Genomic DNA, 19469 nt, shown 5'->3' with positions numbered 1-19469 from the left:
AAAGAAAGAGAGAAGGGATCACTTGAAATATGAAGTCGATGAGTTAGATCACGGCATTATTAAGCATCTATCTAAAGACGGTCGTTTATCCTTTACTGAATTATCGATACGTCTGCAAGTGACAGAAAAAACTATTCGTCTACGCTATAAGAATTTATTAGACAAAGGGTTCCTTGAAGTAGTAGGAGTAGTAAATCCTTTAGCAGTAGGACTTAAAGCGGGAGCGATTATTCAAGTCAAGGTGAAAGCAAATTCAATCTCAAGGGTAATTGAAGATTTAAAGGAGATTAGAGAAATTCGTTTTATCACTGTGACGTCGGGGGAATATCCAATTCTTTTTCAAATAACGGTGAAAGATCAAATAAGAATCACGGAAATCCTACGTGAAGTCAATAAAATCGAATGCATTACTGAAGTCAATACGATCATTCAGCTTGAGGTACACAAAAATACATTTGAATATATTTTCTAAAAATCTGAATAAATTTTTCAGAATAATCAGTATTTTATGATGTGAGAATAATAAAGCTTCGGCTTTTTTATAGAACAATGTAAGGGGGTAGGCAATAATGAAAATTTTTATTTCGGCTGATATGGAAGGGATTTCAGGTGTAGCGACTAACCAACAATTGAAAACTCCTTTTGAATATCAACGTTTTCGAAAGTTGATGACAGCAGATGTAAATGCAGCGATTGAAGGAGCCATTAATGGAGGAGCTACAGAAGTAGTAGTAGCAGATGGCCACGGTAACATGTCCAATATCCTAATAGAAGACTTAGACATACGGGCTAGATTGATCTCTGGAAACAACAGAGTAATGTGCCAGTTAGAAGGTTTGGATGACTCTTTCGATGGTATTTTGTTTGTCGGACATCATGGACGTGAAGGGGGCTCTGATGTAGCAGTTATTAGCCATACACTAGCAGGGATTTGTGTGAATGAAATGACAATTAATGGTCAGGTAGTCGGTGAAACAGAGATGAATACTTATGTAGCAGGTGCATTTGGTGTTCCACCTTTGTTCATTAGTGGAGATGACGCGTATGTGAACGAGGTACTAGAAACATTACCTAATGTTGAAGCAGCTATTACTAAACGTGCAGTAGATCGCTTTGCTGCAGAGTTAATTCATCCTGAGATAGCGCGTCAACAGATTCGACAACAAGTCGAAGTGGCAGTAAAAAATTCTGCTGACCAAAAACCAGTTGTATTATCGGGACCTATTACATTTGAAATCGAATTTAAAGGGTCACAGCAAGCAAAAATGACAACAACTATTCCTAGTGTGGAATTAATTGGATCAAAGAAAATACGCTTTACTTGTGATGACATGATTACAGCTTATAAACATATGTGGGGCTGTGTAATTATTGCGATGGCGGCAACAAACGGAGTTTTAGGAAGTGTCAATACATAATAAGTTGACGTATTTAGAACGGGGGTGTAGATAGGTATGTATATTGTAAAAAGATTTATGACAATGATTCTTACCATCTGGGTCATAGCTTCATTAACATTTTTTATCATGAATATGATTCCTGGAGATCCATTTGCATCAGATGCTGATGTACTACCTAAAGAGGTAGTAGAAAATATGAGAGCTAAATATAACTTAGACGAACCGGTACCGGTGCAATATGTCTTGTATTTAAAAAATTTAGTTATGTTGGATTTAGGACCATCTATTAAATCAGAATCCCGTACCGTAAATGACATTATAACTTCAGGGTTTCCAGCCTCTGCAACGCTCGGAATTCAAGCGATAATTGTAGCGCTCGTCTTTGGGCTCTTACTAGGGATCGTTGCTGCATTAAATCATAATAGATTACTCGATAATGCGGCTATGATTTTTGCCATCATTGGTATATCGGTACCTAGTTTTATATTATCGCCATTACTGATCAATATCTTTGCAGTGAAATTTGGAATACTTCCTGTAGCTTCTTGGGGAACATGGCAACATTCTGTCCTACCTACTTTAGCACTTGCAACTACACCGTTAGCGGTTGTTGCTAGATATATGCGTTCTAGTATGCTGGAGGTTATGAATCAGAACTATATTAAAACGGCGGATGCAAAAGGGTTATCTACCTTTAAAATTGTGCTAAATCACGGAGTTCGAAATGCGATTTTACCGGTTGTATCCTTCATTGGTCCACTATTCGTCTCGCTAATTACAGGTACATTTGTTATCGAAAAAATATTCGCAGTACCAGGTATAGGTAAATACTTCGTGGATAGTATATTTAATCGTGATTATCCCGTCATCATGGGGACAACCGTGTTCTTCAGTACAATCTTAGTTGTCACTTTATTTTTAATCGATATTTCTTACCGTTTTATTGATCCAAGAATTAAGCTGACTAGCAAGGGGGATTAGCAGATGGTAAAAGTATTGAACGATTCTATGTTTCGTCCAGTAGATCCAAGTAAGCTGCAGACAGATGAAATCCAACGTCCTAGCTTAGGAGTTTTTAAAGAAACTCTTCTTAGTATCCTTAAAAACAAATTAGCTATAATAGGACTTTTCCTTTTAGTTGTAATTATCTTTTTAGCAATTTTTGGACCATCGATGGTTCCATATAGTGGCTCCCAACAAAATCTAACGAATGTCAATAAAGCACCGTCAGGAGAACATTGGTTTGGAACAGATAACTTAGGTCGTGATATGTGGAGTCGTACATGGCAAGGTGCACGTGTATCTTTAACTATTGGCTTTATAGCAGCGATTGTAGATTTAGTTTTAGGAGTAGTAGTCGGTGGTATATCTGGATACATGGCAGGAAGAGGTAAATTAGGAGACCGCGTTGATAGTTTGCTAATGAGAATTGTAGAAATTCTATACGGAATCCCTTATTTGCTAGTAGTAATTCTATTAATGGTTATCATGGAGCCAGGTATAACTACAATAATAATAGCTTTATCTATTACTGGTTGGGTTGGAATGGCGAGAATTATAAGAGGACAAATTTTACTTCTAAAATCTCAGGAGTATGTTTTAGCTGCTGAAAAACTAGGTACTTCTCATGTCAAAATTATTACACGTCACTTATTACCAAATACAATGGGGATTATCATTATTAATTTAACATTTACGATTCCTACAGCTATTTTCGCAGAGGCCTTTTTGAGCTTCTTAGGTCTTGGGGTACAAGCTCCATTTGCAAGTTGGGGAACGATGGCTAATGATTCACTTGGTGTTATTTTAAGTGGACATTGGTGGAGATTGTTTTTCCCTGGATTCATGATCGCACTGACGATGTTTGCATTTAACGCCTTTGGTGATGGAATACAAGATGCACTCGATCCAAGAGCTCGTAAGTAGGAGGTACAAAACAATGAATCATTTACTAGAAGTTAATAATTTAGAGATAAATTTCAAAACATACGGCGGGGAAGTAAAGGCAGTAAGAGACGTCTCCTTCCATGTTGATAAAGGGGAAGTAGTTGCCATTGTTGGTGAAAGTGGCAGTGGAAAAAGTGTCACTGTCCAATCTATTATGGGGCTAATTCCAACTCCTCCAGGCATTATTAAAGGCGGCAGTATTAAATTCCAAGGAAAAGAACTACTAAGGGCTTCAAAAAGGGAAATGCGAAAAGTAAAAGGGTCTAAAATCGGCATGATATTTCAAGATCCGATGACGTCATTAAATCCAACAATGATCGTTGGTAAGCAAATTGCTGAAGGACTCATCACTCATCAAAAATTATCTAAACAAGAAGCCAAAAAGAAAGCGATAGAAATGATTAAGCAGGTAGGAATTCCAAATCCAGAGGAGCGTTACAACCAATTCCCACACGAGTTTAGTGGGGGGATGAGACAACGTGTAATGATTGCAATCGCACTTGCTTGTAATCCGGAATTACTTATTGCAGATGAACCCACCACAGCCCTAGATGTTACTATACAAGCACAAGTCTTAGAGTTAATGAAGAAATTGCAAAAGGACACTCAAACAGCGATTATTCTCATTACTCATGATTTAGGTGTTGTAGCAGAAACTGCTCAACGAGTAATGGTGATGTATGGAGGTATCATGGTTGAAAGTGCAACCGTTTTCGATTTATTTGAAAATCCAAAACACCCGTATACATGGGGATTGTTGAACTCGATTCCGAACTTAGAAGGAACAGAAAAGAAACAATTAATACCTATTGAAGGCTCTCCACCTGATCTTTTTTCTCCACCTAAGGGTTGCCCATTTGCACCGCGATGCAAGTATGCAATGGATATATGTTTAGAAGAAATGCCAGGAGACTATCAAATTGATGAATCGCATTCTGCACGATGCTGGCTAAATGATACTCGAGCACCTAAAATGGAAATGCCTTTTGCATTAGAAAAGGATAAAACAGTTACAGTTGGGGGTGAGAGTATTGACTAAGAATTTAGTAGAAATCCAATCTTTAAAAAAATATTTTAAAATTAAATCCGATGTTACTGTTAAATCAGTTGATGATATTTCATTCTACATTCGAAAAGGGGAAACGTTTGGTCTTGTTGGAGAAAGTGGGAGTGGGAAGTCTACTTTAGGGAAAACGCTCGTTGGACTCCAAGCGGCATCGGATGGAGATATAATATACGATGGTCAGAATATTAAACAATTAAATAAAGAAATGAAAAGAAATGTGAATAAAGAAATGCAGATTATTTTCCAAGATCCACATGCATCACTGAATCCTAGAATGCGAGTGGGCGACATTATCGCTGAAGGAATCGATGCCTATAAGCTATTTAGTGGCAAAGAGCGTACCAATCGAATTTATGAATTATTAGAGCGTGTTGGTTTGAGTCCACAACATGCTAAACGCTATCCTCATGAATTTAGCGGTGGGCAAAGACAAAGAATTGGCATAGCACGTGCATTGGCAGTAGAACCAAAATTTATCGTTGCGGACGAGCCTATTTCAGCACTAGATGTATCTATTCAAGCACAGGTTATTAATCTATTGGAAGATTTAAAGACATCTGAAGATTTAACGTACCTATTTATCGCACATGACCTTGGAATGGTAAAACATATTAGTGATCGAATCGGTGTGATGTACTTAGGTAAGATGATGGAATTAAGTAATAGTGATGACATGTTCACGAATCCATTACATCCATATACCCAGGCATTATTATCAGCTATACCGAAAACAAATCCACGTGATGCAAAAAGAGAACGAATTGTCCTTGCTGGTGATCCACCAAGCCCGACCAATCCACCAAGTGGTTGTCGATTCCGAACGAGATGCCCTCATGCAATGGAGGTATGCGCATTGCAAGAGCCTCAGTGGAAAGAGGTAGAGAAAGAGCATTGGACGGCTTGTCACTTATATTAATATGAATAGAAAGAAGGGGGAAATAAAATGAAAAAATGGTTATTGTCATTACTTTTAGTGCTAGTAACAGGCTCTGCTTTGGCAGGATGTTATGGTGGAGGAGAAGATGAATCATCCAAAGGAGATAAAACGGACAAAGGTAACATTAAACAAGAGATTGTCGTAAATGCGAGTAGTGAACCTCCAGCAATTGACCCTGCTAAGGCAACAGATACAACTTCTGGTTGGGTACTAGATCATATTTTTGAAGGTCTATATACTCGTGATAAGGATGGGAAGCCGGTTTTAGGTGCAGCTAAAGATGTGAAGACATCTGATGATGGAAAAACTTATACATTTACTCTTCGTGACGACGTAAAATGGTCTGATGGGTCTCAAGTTACTGCGGGTGACTTTGAATATGCATGGAAAAGGGTATTAAATCCCGAAACTGGAAGTGCGTTTTCATTTTACCTTTACTATATTAAAGGTGCAGAAGAATACAACAAAGGTAAAGGTAAAGTGGAGGATGTTGGGGTAACTGCTGTAGATGATAAAACACTTGAAGTTCAATTGAATGCGCCATTAGGTTACTTTGATAGCTTACTTACATTGTGGACATTCTATCCAGTTCAACAAAAGCTGGTTGAAAGTAATGAGAACTGGGCTGCAGATGCAAACACATACATTAGTAATGGTCCATTTAAGATGACGGAATGGAAGCATGAAAGTAATGTAGTGATTGAAAAGAACAATGAATACTACGATAAAGACGTAGTGAAATTAGATAAAGTGACTTTCAAAATAGTAAATGAAGCTACAACTTATTATCAAATGTTCAAAACAGGAGAATTAGATTTAATCAGTACATTACCAAGTGATGTTCTTGCAACTGAAAAAGATAATGAAGATTATCGTGAAGAACCTTACTACGGAACATATATGTACATGTTCAATGTTAAGAAAGAACCATTTACAAATGCAAAAGTTCGTAAAGCTTTCGCAATGTCAATTGACCGTAAAGCATTGACAGAAAATGTAACGTTAGGTGGAGAAACACCAGCATATGCAATGGTTCCTGAAGGCGCAGAAACACCAGAAGGAGATTTCCGTAAAGTTGGTGGCGATTACTTTGAAGAAAATGCTAAGGAAGCCAAAAAGCTGTTAGCAGAAGGTATGGCCGAAGAGGGCTGGAGCAAGCTTCCAGAAGTAACATTACTTTATAACACGGCTGAAAATCATAAAAAAATTGCAGAAGCAGTACAAGAAATGATTGATCAAAACTTAGGTGTCAAACTTAAACTAAGTAACCAAGAGTGGGGTACTTATCTAGAAACAACAAAACAAGGAAACTTCCAAATGGCTCGTATGGGATGGATTGGTATTTTTGTTGATCCTGTTGTTAATCTTGACTACTACCTAGGTGATAGTCCTAACAACCGTACAGGATGGGTAAATAAAGAATATGATTCTATTATTGCTAAGTCTAAAGTAGAGCAAGATGTAAAAAAACGCTATGAGCTTTTGCATCAAGCGGAGAAAATTTTGATGACGGATATGCCGTTTATGCCTGTGAATTTCTATAAATATAATTACTTAACAAATCCTGATTTTGAAAACATCGCTTATTATGTGAATCGTTTCCCTCAATTTAAATGGGCAGAAAAAACGAAATAAAACGTTTTATTCATAAATTGTGAGTTGTAAATTGATAAAGTCCCTTGGCCAGCAGTTTACCGAAGAGAGCGTAAGCTTTTCTAAGAAGACATGGAATTGTAAGGGGCTTTATCTTTTTTACTTATAGCTATAACTGATTCAAATTAATAAGAGGTGATAGAATGAAAAGATTTTTTTTACTTACAAGTGCTCTGGCCATGCTTTGGGTAGGCATCATGCTGCTCTTAAATTGGACACTAGTTGAATGGATTAACTACACATTTCTTTTCGGTTTAACCGCTGCAATAATATCTGCTTGTATTAATATTTGGCAAACTAGATTTTTCAGTGTGTTTACTAGAGGATTTCGATCACTAGGGCATTTTATCATTCCTATGAACAAGTCTAGATCACTAGAACGTGCAAATCAGCAGCTCGCTAATGATGCAAATTTAAATCAATTTAAACAAAAGATAGCCCAAGTATTGTTTTTCTCGATTTCTAGTTTAGCTGCTTCTTCAATTTTTGTAAGTATTATTGGATTAATATTTTACTATTAGTAGAAATACATAAATGTAGATACTATCTATTAAAAGGAGACTGAAAATAATGATAAATTCGGATCAAGTTTTATCTGAGTACTTAAATGTACGTGGGGGATTCCAGCCACAAGTGATCCCAAATCAACAAGCTATTACTTTTATTTCTAAAGAAACTGGTATTCCACAAGTTTGGAAGTGGGATGTAACAACAGCTGAAATTCAACAATACTCTGACCTGCCAGACCGAGTTCTAGCTGTATACCATTCTCCATCAGGAAAGCAAATGATTGTAGGAATAGATGAAAAAGGAAATGAAAAACAGCAATTTCACTTATTGAGAGAAAAAGATTCGTATGCAAAGGAACTTGTAGTATCAAAAGAACATTTTCACCAATTTGGCGGATGGTCTTCAGACGAAAGTAAAATTGCATTCACAAGTAATCGTCGTCATCCGGGTTACTTCGATATATTTATCCTAGATGTGGAAACAAAAACAGAGGAAGTTGTTTATCAGGTAGATGGCAATTGTACTCCTATTGGTTGGACAAAAGATGGAGAGCATTTAATCATTAGCATGCCTGAAACAAATATTGATCAATCTTACTACATACTAAACTTAAACAAGAAAGAGCTTTGTAAATTATTCGAAGGAAATCCTTTATCTAGATATCAGTCACTTCAGCAGAGTAATAATGGAGAGAGTGGATTCATCCTGACTGATGTTGGTCAAGATACTTTAGGCATCCATAAATTTAATTTTAAAGAATCTTCTCAACTACAGGAACTACTTACATTCGACAAATGGGATATTGAAGAAATTAAATTATCTCCAGACAATTCTATCCTAGCATTTACTACAAACGAGGGTGGAGTCTCTCTTCTTGGAATTTATGATTTAATAAAACAGAAGCATCATTATATCGAAGGTGTTCCAAGCGGGGTAGTGGAATCTCTAACTTGGCTAAATGATAATGAACTTTACTTTGGACTAAAAAGCCCCATACTTCCTGGTGATATTTGGAGAGTATCTTTGAATGACAACAAAGTAGAACGTGTCACATTCATAGGCGAGGCTAAGGAAGTACAACACTTGTGGCAGCAACCAGAGCTTTGTACATTTTCTTCTTTTGATGGTTTGGAAGTACCTTACTTTCTATATGGTAAAAAGGAAGAAGCTCAGCCGGTAGTAGTGTATGTTCACGGTGGACCCGAGTATCAACTACGAGCTGAGTATAACCCTGTGATTCAGTATCTAGCAGCGAATGGCTTTGCAGTAGCGGCACCGAATGTGCGAGGAAGTATGGGGTATGGACGAAAATACGTGAAATTGGATGATGTACGAAAGCGTATGGATTCTGTAGCTGATTTAAAATGGCTAGCAAATGATTTAGTACATACGCATGGAGCCGACTCCGAACGAATCGGTATTATGGGACGTAGCTATGGTGGATTTATGGTTTTAGCTGCCCTAACACATTATGCTGATATATGGGCGGCAGGAGTGGATATTGTAGGGATATCCCATTTCAAATCATTCTTAGAAAATACAGGGGCATGGCGCAGAAAATTACGTGAATATGAATATGGATCATTAAAAGATGATGTTGATTTCTTTGAAGAAATCGCACCATTAAATCATTCCGATAAAATAAAAGTACCTTTACTTATTTTCCACGGCAGAAACGATACACGAGTCCCTGTTAGTGAAGCCGAACAGCTAACGGCAGATTTAAAAGAGCAAGGAAAGCAAGTAGATCTTATTATTTTTGAGGACGAAGGTCACCAAACGGAAAAAATCGAAAATCATATTAAAATGAATACGGAAATAGTTCAATTCATGCAAAAGTTTTTAAAGGTACAGGAAGTCAATTTTAAGTCTTAATAACACAAATATTAGATAGTCGTGTTGCAGATATGTTTTTTCTGTTTTCTTTTTTTCAACAGTTTGTCTAGTAAGACAAGTATCTAATTATTAATCTAAGGAGTGTGTTTTATGAAACTATTTACAACTACTTCAAATTTAATTGAACAAATGGTTGCGTGGAGAAGAGATTTCCATCAGTACCCTGAGACAGGCTGGACGGAATTTCGTACAGCCTCAATAATCGCACATGAATTGCACAAATTAGGTTTACATGTACAAATAGGAAAAGAGGTTGTGTCAGAAGAAAGGATGGGCGTCCCCTCTGATGACGAGTTAGCAGTTTACTATGAGAATGCAAAAAGTAACGGTGGCTACGTAAAATATATGGAAAAGATGGTTGGGGGATATACAGGTGTTGTTGCTACAATTAAAGGAAAAAATACAGGACCTTCCATTGCTTTCCGTTTTGATATGGATGCGCTAGATATACTTGAAAATGATGAAATTACACATTTTCCGAAACAATTTGATTTTCGCTCAAAATATGCAGGGAAAATGCATGCTTGTGGACATGATGCCCATAGCGCAATTGGTTTAGGCTTAGCACAAGTCCTTGCAAATAATGTGGATCAAATTGAAGGTACTATTAAAATTATTTTTCAACCAGCTGAAGAAGGTGTTCGCGGAGCAAAGTCAATGGTCGCTGCTGGAGTTGTAGATGATGTGGATTATTTTTTAGGTATGCATGTAGGAATAAATGTACCATTGGGTACAGTAATAGCTGGTGCAGATGGGTTTTTAGCTACAACTAAAATAGATGCAAAATTTACTGGGAAAGCTGCACATGCAGGGGCTGAACCTGAAAAGGGGAAAAATGCTTTACTTGCTGCAGCTTCGGCAATATTGGGTCTTCATACAATTACACAACATAGTGATGGTGCATCACGTATCAATGTTGGAACTTGTATATCAGGAGATGGACGTAATATTGTACCAGCTCATGCCTCATTAAAATTAGAAACACGTGGTGAAAATAACTCGGTACATACTTATGTACATGAGCAAGCACTATCTGTTTTAGAAGGAGCCTCTAAAATGTATGGAACAGAGCTTACTTATGAAATAGTTGGTGAAGCTAAAACGTGTGCTTCTTCAGAGGAATTAATAGATTTAGTTGGCCTTGCAGCAAAAGATATTAATGGTGTAGAGGAAGTACTATTGAGAAGTAAGTTTGCGGGTGGTTCAGAAGATGCAACTTATATGATGGACCAAGTTCAGCGACAAGGGGGACTTGCCACATATGCAATTTTTGGTACAACGTTAGCAGCTGGTCATCATCATGAAAAATTTGATATTGATGAAGCGGTATTTCCAATCATTCTAAACACGTGGTTAGAAACAATTGAACGAATTTATCAATATCAATATAATTAATTTTATATTGATAATAGGATAAATTATTTTTCTTAGTTATTAGTAGCTTATAATTAAAAGTCCTAAATAAGTTACTTTCATTCATAAAAAAGAAAAGCTAAATTAGTCAAATTACTAAACGCAATAATCTATAACTCTTGTACAAGAGGAGAAGTCAAAGCCATTAAAATATGTAAGTATAAATTTCAATATAGATTCGGTAAAAGTTCTAGTGCTAAGTATGGCATTAGAACTTTTTTTATTGAATTAAGTACGGAGTCAATATTTTAACAATAGAATGTGATAATTTTTTAGATTTAGGGAATTACTATTTCAAGTCAGTTTCTAAAGAGGAACAATATTATTTTGAATGGTTAAAAAAGAATGAAAATATAGAATAATATTTCAATTTACATCCTTAGTGCTATTTGTTAAGATGCTCTAAGGTTGTCTGTTGTCAGATGTCTAATTAAGGGATTTGATAAAAGGGATTGTTTTTCTACTACATACAAAGAAGGTGTCTAATATGAACGTATTATGGGGGATTTGCGGTATAATAGCTATTCTTGGTATAGCTTTTTTATTGTCAAGTTCCAAAAAATCAATCAATTTGCGAACAGTTGTTGGAGGATTAGTAATTCAAATTTTGTTTGCTTTTATCGTTTTAAAATGGGAAACAGGGCGTGAAGGTCTCCTAGCTTTTTCAAATGGTATACAAAATTTAATCTCTTATGCAAGTGAAGGGATTTCCTTCGTATTTGGTCCTGCAGCGGATACTAAAAATTTCGGTTTTGTTTTTGCTTTTCAAGTATTGACCGTTATCATTTTCTTCTCTTCTCTAATTTCTGTTTTATATTATTTAGGAATTATGCAGTTCTTTATTCGAATTCTTGGTGGAGCTCTTTCAAAGCTTTTGGGAACAAGTAAGGCAGAATCTGTTTCGGCTGCTGCAAATATTTTTGTAGGACAGACGGAGGCACCTCTTGTTATACGACCATTTATTGCGAATATGACAAAATCAGAGCTTTTTGCTATTATGACCGGAGGACTTGCTTCGGTTTCAGGGTCAGTTTTAGTAGGGTATGCATTATTAGGAGTTCCATTAGAATATTTGGTTGCTGCAAGCTTTATGGCTGCTCCAGCAGGATTAATTTTAGCTAAAATTATGATTCCTGAAACGGAAGTCGTGAATGAAGAAAACTTCACTATGGAAAAAGATGATTCATCTGTCAACGTAGTTGATGCAGCTGCACGTGGTGCTAGTGATGGATTAAAACTTGCGTTAAATGTAGGTGCGATGCTACTTGCATTTATTGCAATTATCGCACTTCTTAATGGACTACTAGGTGGAATAGGAAGTATTTTTGGATTTAAGGAGTTAACACTTGAGGGGATTTTAGGATTTGTTTTTTCACCACTTGCATTTGTTATAGGAGTTCCTTGGTCAGAAGCAGTCCAGGCAGGATCTTTTATAGGTCAAAAGTTAGTGCTAAACGAATTCGTTGCTTATTCTGCTTTTGCACCTGAAATTGCATCATTATCTCCAAAAACAGTAATTGTAGTAAGCTTCGCATTATGTGGATTTGCAAACTTAAGCTCGATGGCGATGTTGTTAGGCGGTTTAGGTTCGATGGCACCAAGCCGTCGCGAAGATGTTGCACGCTTAGGATTTAGAGCTGTCGCCTCAGGGATGTTGGCTTCATTATTAAGCGCTGCCATAGCAGGCATGTTTTTATAATTGGGCAGATTAAAAACGTAACTAAGAATTTTAGATAGATTATATATACTGGTATGAGAGACCTTATCCAATAATGGGTAAGGTCATATTTGTTTTTAATGATGATTTAATCAAACTCATGATACTGCAACTTTTCAATTATCCTTCTCTTTCTGTATAGCATTTTGCTCGCTTCCGCTATATCATGGACTGCTGACCGATTAATGAATGCACCGAATAAGAGACCAGCAATCGGAATCATTTGAAACAGTTTCTTCCAGCCGAATTGATCTCGGTAAGAATACACGACTTCACGCCAACCTTGCATTTCGGATATAACCTCTCGTTTTACTGTCTCATCTTGGTTATCAAACATGGATAATTGGGAAAGGATTGCTTCCTTACCGATAATGTCAGAGGAGATAAATTGAAGACATTTTACGATAAATAAACGTTCTTTTTTTTCATTTGGGTCATAGCCATAGCAAATTGCAATGTCCTGTATAGTTTTTAACTGTAACCCTAAAAGGAGAGGGATATCGATTGATAATGTAAATATACCTCCGATTCCGGTACCAGCGCCTTGTAGTGTTGCTAAATTTTTTCTGTTTTTAGTCAGCCCATCAACTGCATGATCCATCTTAGAGACAGGCAGCATTTTCACATCCTCAATTGTTTGTACTTCAAGCTTAGGATAATACGAAGGGATTTTAGATACTGAACTTAGATAGTTTCCACCTGTTTGAACGTATTGGCCAAGCTCGTCCAGTAGAATGCCGATTTTATCTTGAATGAACTTAGGTGTCCATTTATCGATGATTTTAAATGGCAACCGCCCAATTTTCTCGAAAAACCATAGATCATTTTGATCCTTTTCCCATGCTTCTACCTTGTTAAATTCTTCTGTTAACCATTCCTTAGAATCATTCACTCATTTTATCTCCTCATTCTTTGAATACTAGTAATACGAATATGTGAATGCAAAGTTTCACTTCTAGTGATAGTCACAAAAAAGTATCAGTCTATGAATCTCTTCTTAGCCTGATACCTCACATTATTATTAAGTTCATTTTGTCTATTTGTTACTTTGTTATATGTTCTTCTTTATTGTTATTTATAGTATAGTCGTTTACAAATTTATCTCCAAAGGCGATACATAGCTCTGCAACTAGGGCACAACGTTTTGCAAACATATCGAATTGAATATGTTCATGTCTTGCATGTGCTCCATCTCCTGGAATACCTAGTCCATCAATAGTTGGAATACCTAAAGCAGAAGTGAAGTTGCCATCACTTGCTCCTCCTACACTAGATTCATTAACTTCAATGTTCAGTTTTTTACCTGCTTCTTGAGCAATTTTAAATAATTGTTGATTGGCTTCGCTTCTCTCAAGCGGTGGTCGATTCAACTCACCAGTTATGCTCAGTTTAGCCAATGGATTTTTCGGAGTAAGTTGTTCGATTGCTTGCATAATTCTTTCCGCTTCAAGCAATGTAGAAATTCGAAAGTCTACGTCAATAGATGCGTATTCTGGCACTACATTTATCGTTGTACCACCACGAATCACACCTACGTTCACTGTTGTCCCTTTGCTATAATCAGTTAGCTCTTGGAGTTGTTGTACTAAGTAAGATATCTCTAATATAGCGTTGACACCATCTTCATGGTTATTTCCAGCGTGTGTACTTATTCCTTGTACTTCTAATTGATACATTCCCATACCTTTTCTAGCTGTTTTCAGGTTACTCGTTTGGGCCTCAGGGGGCTCCATCACAAAAACCGCCTCACATGTTTTTGCCACCACTTCAATCAATTCTCTAGAGGATATACTACCGATTTCTTCATCTGAAGTAAGTAAAAATACAGGAGATATTGGTAACGTTTCTAAAGTGTTTTCTAATGAAGAAATCGCCCAAATAGATGACAATAATCCTGCTTTCATATCAAACACTCCTGGGCCATAAAACACGTCATTTTCAAAATGAATTGGTAATTCACCTTTTGGCCAAACAGTGTCAAAGTGGCAAAGGAATAGGACACGAGGTTTTACGGAATGTTCTTTCTCGAACAGGAGGTGATTTCCATATTGGTTGTTCATATATTCCGTACAGATGTAATCTTTACCAAGACGTTTTTGGATAATAACCTTAATCAGATTTCCTGTTAAATCTACGAGATTCTTATCATAACTGGGTGACTCAGCTTGTACGAGATTTAAAAGATCTTCTTTAATAGTTTGTTGATGATGCAATAAAAAGTCGTAATTAACGGTCATACAGGCAACACATCTCCCTATATTCTAATTTGTAACTTAATAATAACCTTTAACATTTGTGTAAATCAAAGTATTTTTAATATTTAAAATATAATAAATAAAAGAACTGTTAAAGCTTAATGTTGATTTGTAGTTGATAAGCTAACGGGCAGATTAATTGAATAAAGAAAAAATCTGTAAATTAAATACAGGGTTATTGTGAATTTATGTAGAATATATATGTCTTATTCTATATGAAATCAGGAGGCTCTTATGAAAACATGGATGAAACTTGAAGACCCCAATAATAAGTACGGTGCCAAGTTTACTTTGGGCGATAGAAATATTATGTTGCCGCCAGGTGCAGTGATATCTGTAACAAGAGGAGAACTGTTCAATATTCCACGCTTGATCATAAATGGGATGCTAAATCAATTCATAATGAAAGCACTGACAAAAAATGAAAACCTACTATATGCTGAGCTGACTGGACAAATACAAGGAGGAATAGGGCAAACGATAACAGTTTGGAGAGATGGTAACCGTATGAATGAATTTAGGAAGAGTGGCTCCCACAACTTTGCACGAAGATTTTTTAGTTGGGTATTTTATAGTGGGAAAGTACAGTCCTATTTTTTAACGTGGGGACACATAGGGCACCTTTCTTCAACAGATGAAATAACTACATTTGTAAAAAAATATGGTCGTCATTTTGATGGAGGTAAATTAGTAAAGAATGCGAATCCACCAAAAACAACAATAAAGACTAACAAAGTCTAAATAAAATAAAAAAAGTAGATATATAAAATCGTTAAAGCTTTGGGAAATTAATAGAATTACTTGCTCATTTCTAATACCAACAATTAAAAACATGATTTTGCCCGTATTGGGGAAGAATATTCTTATAGATTTTTTCAAAAAGAATAATGTTCGTTGCCGATTTTTATCTGTATCTGTGCTTAGCTAATCTTAATAAAGCTTTAACATAGAAATCTGTTCTATCTTTGTCGTTTTAGATTACACTTATTGTAGGACGAACTGAACAAGGGAGTGAACGACATAGCAAAAAAATGGGGAATATCAGCTCTATTGATATTTGGTGTGTATGCTTTAGCGATGTATTTTTATATTTTTCATAATGGTGGTGGCACTATACCAGCTGCTTTAAAGGGAACTGTCGCTGATCCAGCGATGTTTATGTCCGAGCACGAATTACTATTAAGTGGAGAGTACTCGAAAATTAGGAATTTCCTCTTTTTTGTAGCGACTCCGTTTGAATGGCTCGTCTACTTCTTAATATTGCTTGTAGGGCTATCTTTTATGTTAGAAAAATGGTCAGCAGCACTTTCCAAATGGACAATCGTAAAAAATGTAATCTATCTATTTTTGTTATCACTACTTACGTATATTGTATTATTTCCAATGGACTATTATAGCTTTACCTTAAGTAAAAAGTATGGAATTAGTACCCAAAGCTTTTCTTCTTGGATGAGGGATGGTGTGATAGACTTTTGGGTTAACTTAGGCATGACTGTAATAGTTGTGTTGGTTCTTTATTGGCTCATAAAAAAAAGTACCAAGAGATGGTGGCTATATGCCTGGCTATTAACAATCCCTTTCTCTATTTTTATCATGTTTATCCAACCGGTAGTAATTGCCCCGTTATATAACGATTTTTACCCGTTGAAAAATAAAGAATTAGAGACAAAGATTTTGTCGTTAGCCGAACAGGCAAATATTCCAGCTGAGCATGTGTTTGAAGTGAACATGGCGGAAAAGACGAATGCTCTAAATGCTTATGTTACTGGTGTTGGTAGTAATTCGAGGATTGTGCTTTGGGATACTACATTAAATCGTTTATCAGATAAAGAAATTTTATTCATAATGGCACATGAAATGGGACATTATGTAGAGAAACATATTTATTTTGGCCTGGTTGGTTATATCTTCATGACGCTTATTGGACTTTGGTTAACGTCGAGGATTATGACTTGGATTATTGCAAGACATGGAAGGGTATTAAAACTAAAGAAGATTAGTGACATTAGTTCGCTCCCATTGTTTTTACTAATTACTTCGATGTTATTATTCGCTTCAAGTCCAATCTCGAATTATGTCTCTAGATATCAGGAATCAAGAGCTGACCAGTATGCAATAGAGTTAATGGGGGATAAAGAGGCAGCGGTGACGGCGTTTCAAAAACTCACAAAATCTGGATTAAGTGAAGTAAATCCGCCTTTACTTGTGAAATGGTTCCGATATACGCATCCTCCAATGTTAGAAAGAATTTATAAAGTTGCCGATCAAACAAGTGTAGAAGAGTAATGAAGGCTATACATGAATTGTTCATATATTTATATTTGTGAATAATTCATGTTGTTACTGCTGGGTTATAGTTATTCCTATTTTTCAGAAAAAACTATTAAATTTTTTAATCGTTAAAACTCAACTATAATATAATTCAATTGTGCTTATGACATGGTCACCGAGTTAAGATTCGGAAGCGTTAGTATGAGATGTTGTGTGAATTTTTAAAAAAGAATAAAAAAATAGTAGCACAGGATTATTTGGTAGGGAGAGTAGCTATGCGCAATATTTTTATAATTACAATAGGTTCTATTTTAGTGGGATTTGCTTATAACTTTTTGTTGATTCCTCATGAAATTCTTAGCAGTGGATTAAGTGGAATTGCTATCATGCTTGGTCTAGTAACGCCTTTCAATACAGGTATTTTAAACTTTTTATTAAATCTTCCTTTACTTATTATAGGTGTAATGAAATTAGGTAAACGGTTTATTGGATATACGATTCTTTCAGTACTAGTACTTTCAGTTAGTTTGTATGTAATTCCTGTTTATCAAGTAACACATGAGCCCCTTCTTGCATCACTGTTTGGTGGAGTTATTACAGGAATTGGTATTGGGATAATTTTTAAAGCTTCAGGATCATCAGGTGGCTTTGATATTATTGCGATGCTTCTAAATAAGAAAAGAGATTTTCCTCTTGGGGCGATGATTTCTGCGATGAACGCGATCGTTGTAGTGATTTCTGGCTTTGTATTTAGCTGGGATGCAGCTTTATACACGCTTGTAGCGATTTATGCGACGGGTAAAGTTATTGATACGATTCATACGAATCACATTAAACTAACTCTGATGATTATTACGGGTAAAGGTGACGAAGTGAAAGAGAAATTACTTGCGAATCTATATCGCGGAGTTACAATTATGGATGGTGAGGGAGCTTATACTGGTGAAGGTAGAAAAGTCCTTATTACTGTTATCACTCGTTATCAATTATCAGAAGTTAAAGAAATGATTACTGAAGTTGATCCAAATGCGTTTGTGAACATCACAGAGACAAAAGAAGTTATAGGGATGTTCCACCGTGGATAAGAGTTATTAAATATAGAAGCAATTATCTCAGTGAATCATTTAAAATGATAAGAGGTAATTGCTTTTAATTTTTGAATAGAGGAAAAAATACAGACGTGTTAAATTTTAATGCCAGCAATATTATTAAACATCTGTATTCTTCAGGAAAACCTCGCGATGTAATTGAACATGATAAATTAAAGTGTCTTTAGAAGGAAGGTCATTCCTTTTATAGACACTTTTTTTATGAATACGTTCAATTTTTTATTTTATTTAGCCGTAAATCTCTATTTCAAATGAAACCTTGAATGCATTGTATGTTTTAAGATGGATGAAGATAAATTTGTATACGATTGAAATAAATCATTTCTAAATCAATGGGTAAATTAATTTATAATTTTCGGAATTTATTGTAATTTTAATTGAAAAGAAGAATAAACTTCATTATGATGAAAAAAAAGGAAATCCTTCGAGAAACAGGAGATAGATAAATGGATGAATTAAAGTCTAAGGTTCAATCAAAATATGATGAATTTTCAAAAGGTTTAAAGATGGTAGCAAAGCATTTTCTTGCAAATCCAGAGGCGTTTGCGATGAACTCAGGTGTTCAAGTAGGACAGGAGATTAATGTCAGTGAAACTACGGTTATTCGATTTTGTCACGCACTTGGATATAGTGGATACAGCGCTTTGCAAAAGGATGTTCAAGAACAACTGCTCAATAAAAAAAGTAGTTTATTTGAATTCCACTTTATGAAAAATTCCACTAAGATGGATCAAGAATTTTCAAAGAAAATGATGATAAAAGATGCTGAGTTGATATTGCAAACAGCTGAAAGGCTAAATGTAGGTGATTTTACAAAAGTAGTTGACCATTTAGCTCAATCAGAAAGAGTTCTTGTATCAGGTGTTCGATCATCTCATGCAATGGCACAGTGGTTTTCGTTTACTCTCGATTTAATGCGTGGAAATGTAAGATTATTCCGACCTGATACAGATGATATTATGTTACGTATTAGTGAAATGAATGAGAGAAGCACGTTTGTTGCATTTTCATTTCATCGTTATGCTTTGGAAACAATCAATATGGCGAAAGAAGCAAAGCGTCAAGGTGCGTTTGTAATTGGTATTACTGATTCAGAGGTTGCCCCAATTCGAGAACATGCGGATATCTTATTTACTGTACAACTACCAATTAAATCTACATTAGATGTCGCACCGGCAGTGTTTTCGCTGATGAACGCTATAGTTGGTGCTGTAGCAGTGAAAAATTCAGAACAGTTTGCAAAAAGAACTAAAGTATACGAAGAGCTACAATTAAACCGTTTTTTTGGAGAATGA

At 35.8% G+C, this 19469-nt stretch carries 17 protein-coding genes; 15 read left to right on the top strand and 2 right to left on the bottom strand.

What is annotated here, in order from left to right; translation table 11 throughout:
* Positions 1-22: 22 nt before the first annotated feature.
* The 11 genes from MHH98_RS14945 to MHH98_RS14895 all read left to right on the top strand — a co-directional run bounded on the left by MHH98_RS14945 (position 23) and on the right by MHH98_RS14895 (position 12521).
* Positions 23-472: an Lrp/AsnC family transcriptional regulator gene (locus MHH98_RS14945; protein WP_340713160.1), complete on the top strand. Its 450-nt coding sequence runs from the start codon at positions 23-25 to the stop codon at positions 470-472.
* Between the two features lie 97 nt (positions 473-569).
* On the top strand, positions 570-1418 hold the full coding sequence (locus MHH98_RS14940; protein ID WP_038190296.1) for a M55 family metallopeptidase: 849 nt from the start codon (positions 570-572) through the stop codon (positions 1416-1418).
* Between the two features lie 36 nt (positions 1419-1454).
* The gene (locus tag MHH98_RS14935; RefSeq protein WP_038190292.1) at positions 1455-2381 is read left to right on the top strand and encodes an ABC transporter permease; all 927 of its coding nucleotides are present in this window, start codon (positions 1455-1457) and stop codon (positions 2379-2381) included.
* A 3-nt stretch (positions 2382-2384) separates the two neighbouring features.
* Positions 2385-3326 (top strand): ABC transporter permease, encoded by a 942-nt coding sequence (locus tag MHH98_RS14930; RefSeq protein ID WP_038190289.1) that lies wholly within the window; start codon positions 2385-2387, stop codon positions 3324-3326.
* Between the two features lie 13 nt (positions 3327-3339).
* Positions 3340-4386 (top strand): ABC transporter ATP-binding protein, encoded by a 1047-nt coding sequence (locus MHH98_RS14925; protein WP_038190287.1) that lies wholly within the window; start codon positions 3340-3342, stop codon positions 4384-4386.
* Positions 4379-5329 carry an ABC transporter ATP-binding protein gene (locus tag MHH98_RS14920; protein ID WP_038190276.1) on the top strand — a complete coding sequence of 317 codons (951 nt, stop codon included), beginning with the start codon at positions 4379-4381 and terminating at the stop codon, positions 5327-5329. The genes MHH98_RS14925 and MHH98_RS14920 overlap by 8 nt, the downstream gene beginning before the upstream one ends.
* Before the next feature lie 27 nt (positions 5330-5356).
* Complete coding sequence (locus MHH98_RS14915) at positions 5357-6985, top strand: peptide ABC transporter substrate-binding protein (protein WP_340713158.1); 1629 nt, start codon at positions 5357-5359, stop codon at positions 6983-6985.
* A 161-nt stretch (positions 6986-7146) separates the two neighbouring features.
* Positions 7147-7524 carry a DUF3899 domain-containing protein gene (locus MHH98_RS14910; RefSeq protein WP_038190266.1) on the top strand — a complete coding sequence of 126 codons (378 nt, stop codon included), beginning with the start codon at positions 7147-7149 and terminating at the stop codon, positions 7522-7524.
* A gap of 49 nt (positions 7525-7573) precedes the next feature.
* Entirely contained in the window at positions 7574-9388 is a 1815-nt protein-coding gene (locus MHH98_RS14905) for a S9 family peptidase (protein ID WP_038190263.1), read from the top strand.
* 111 nt (positions 9389-9499) lie between these two features.
* Entirely contained in the window at positions 9500-10804 is a 1305-nt protein-coding gene (locus MHH98_RS14900) for an amidohydrolase (RefSeq protein WP_340713156.1), read from the top strand.
* A 505-nt stretch (positions 10805-11309) separates the two neighbouring features.
* Positions 11310-12521 carry a NupC/NupG family nucleoside CNT transporter gene (locus tag MHH98_RS14895; protein ID WP_038190249.1) on the top strand — a complete coding sequence of 404 codons (1212 nt, stop codon included), beginning with the start codon at positions 11310-11312 and terminating at the stop codon, positions 12519-12521.
* Positions 12522-12627: 106 nt separating this feature from the next.
* Here the strand turns inward: MHH98_RS14895 and MHH98_RS14890 are convergent, their stop codons facing one another.
* Both MHH98_RS14890 and MHH98_RS14885 read right to left on the bottom strand, forming a co-directional pair.
* On the bottom strand, positions 12628-13431 hold the full coding sequence (locus MHH98_RS14890) for an EcsC family protein (protein ID WP_038190246.1): 804 nt from the start codon (positions 13429-13431) through the stop codon (positions 12628-12630).
* A gap of 151 nt (positions 13432-13582) precedes the next feature.
* A complete protein-coding gene (locus MHH98_RS14885) occupies positions 13583-14776 on the bottom strand; it encodes a M20 family metallopeptidase (protein ID WP_076065139.1) in 1194 nt (397 codons plus the stop codon).
* A gap of 252 nt (positions 14777-15028) precedes the next feature.
* On the opposite strand from MHH98_RS14885, the gene MHH98_RS14880 reads away from it, so the two are divergent.
* The 4 genes from MHH98_RS14880 (at position 15029) to MHH98_RS14865 (ending at position 19469) form a co-directional block, all read left to right on the top strand.
* On the top strand, positions 15029-15535 hold the full coding sequence (locus MHH98_RS14880) for a hypothetical protein (protein ID WP_038190238.1): 507 nt from the start codon (positions 15029-15031) through the stop codon (positions 15533-15535).
* 279 nt (positions 15536-15814) lie between these two features.
* Positions 15815-17080 (top strand): M48 family metallopeptidase, encoded by a 1266-nt coding sequence (locus MHH98_RS14875; RefSeq protein WP_076065247.1) that lies wholly within the window; start codon positions 15815-15817, stop codon positions 17078-17080.
* 260 nt (positions 17081-17340) lie between these two features.
* Entirely contained in the window at positions 17341-18150 is an 810-nt protein-coding gene (locus MHH98_RS14870; RefSeq protein WP_038190232.1) for a YitT family protein, read from the top strand.
* 470 nt (positions 18151-18620) lie between these two features.
* Complete coding sequence (locus MHH98_RS14865) at positions 18621-19469, top strand: MurR/RpiR family transcriptional regulator (RefSeq protein WP_076033944.1); 849 nt, start codon at positions 18621-18623, stop codon at positions 19467-19469.

The organism is Viridibacillus sp. FSL H8-0110 (assembly GCF_038003565.1).
GTDB lineage: Bacteria > Bacillota > Bacilli > Bacillales_A > Planococcaceae > Viridibacillus > Viridibacillus arenosi.
The sequence above is the reverse complement of the archived record's forward strand: the minus strand, read 5'-3'. Positions and strand labels throughout refer to the sequence as shown.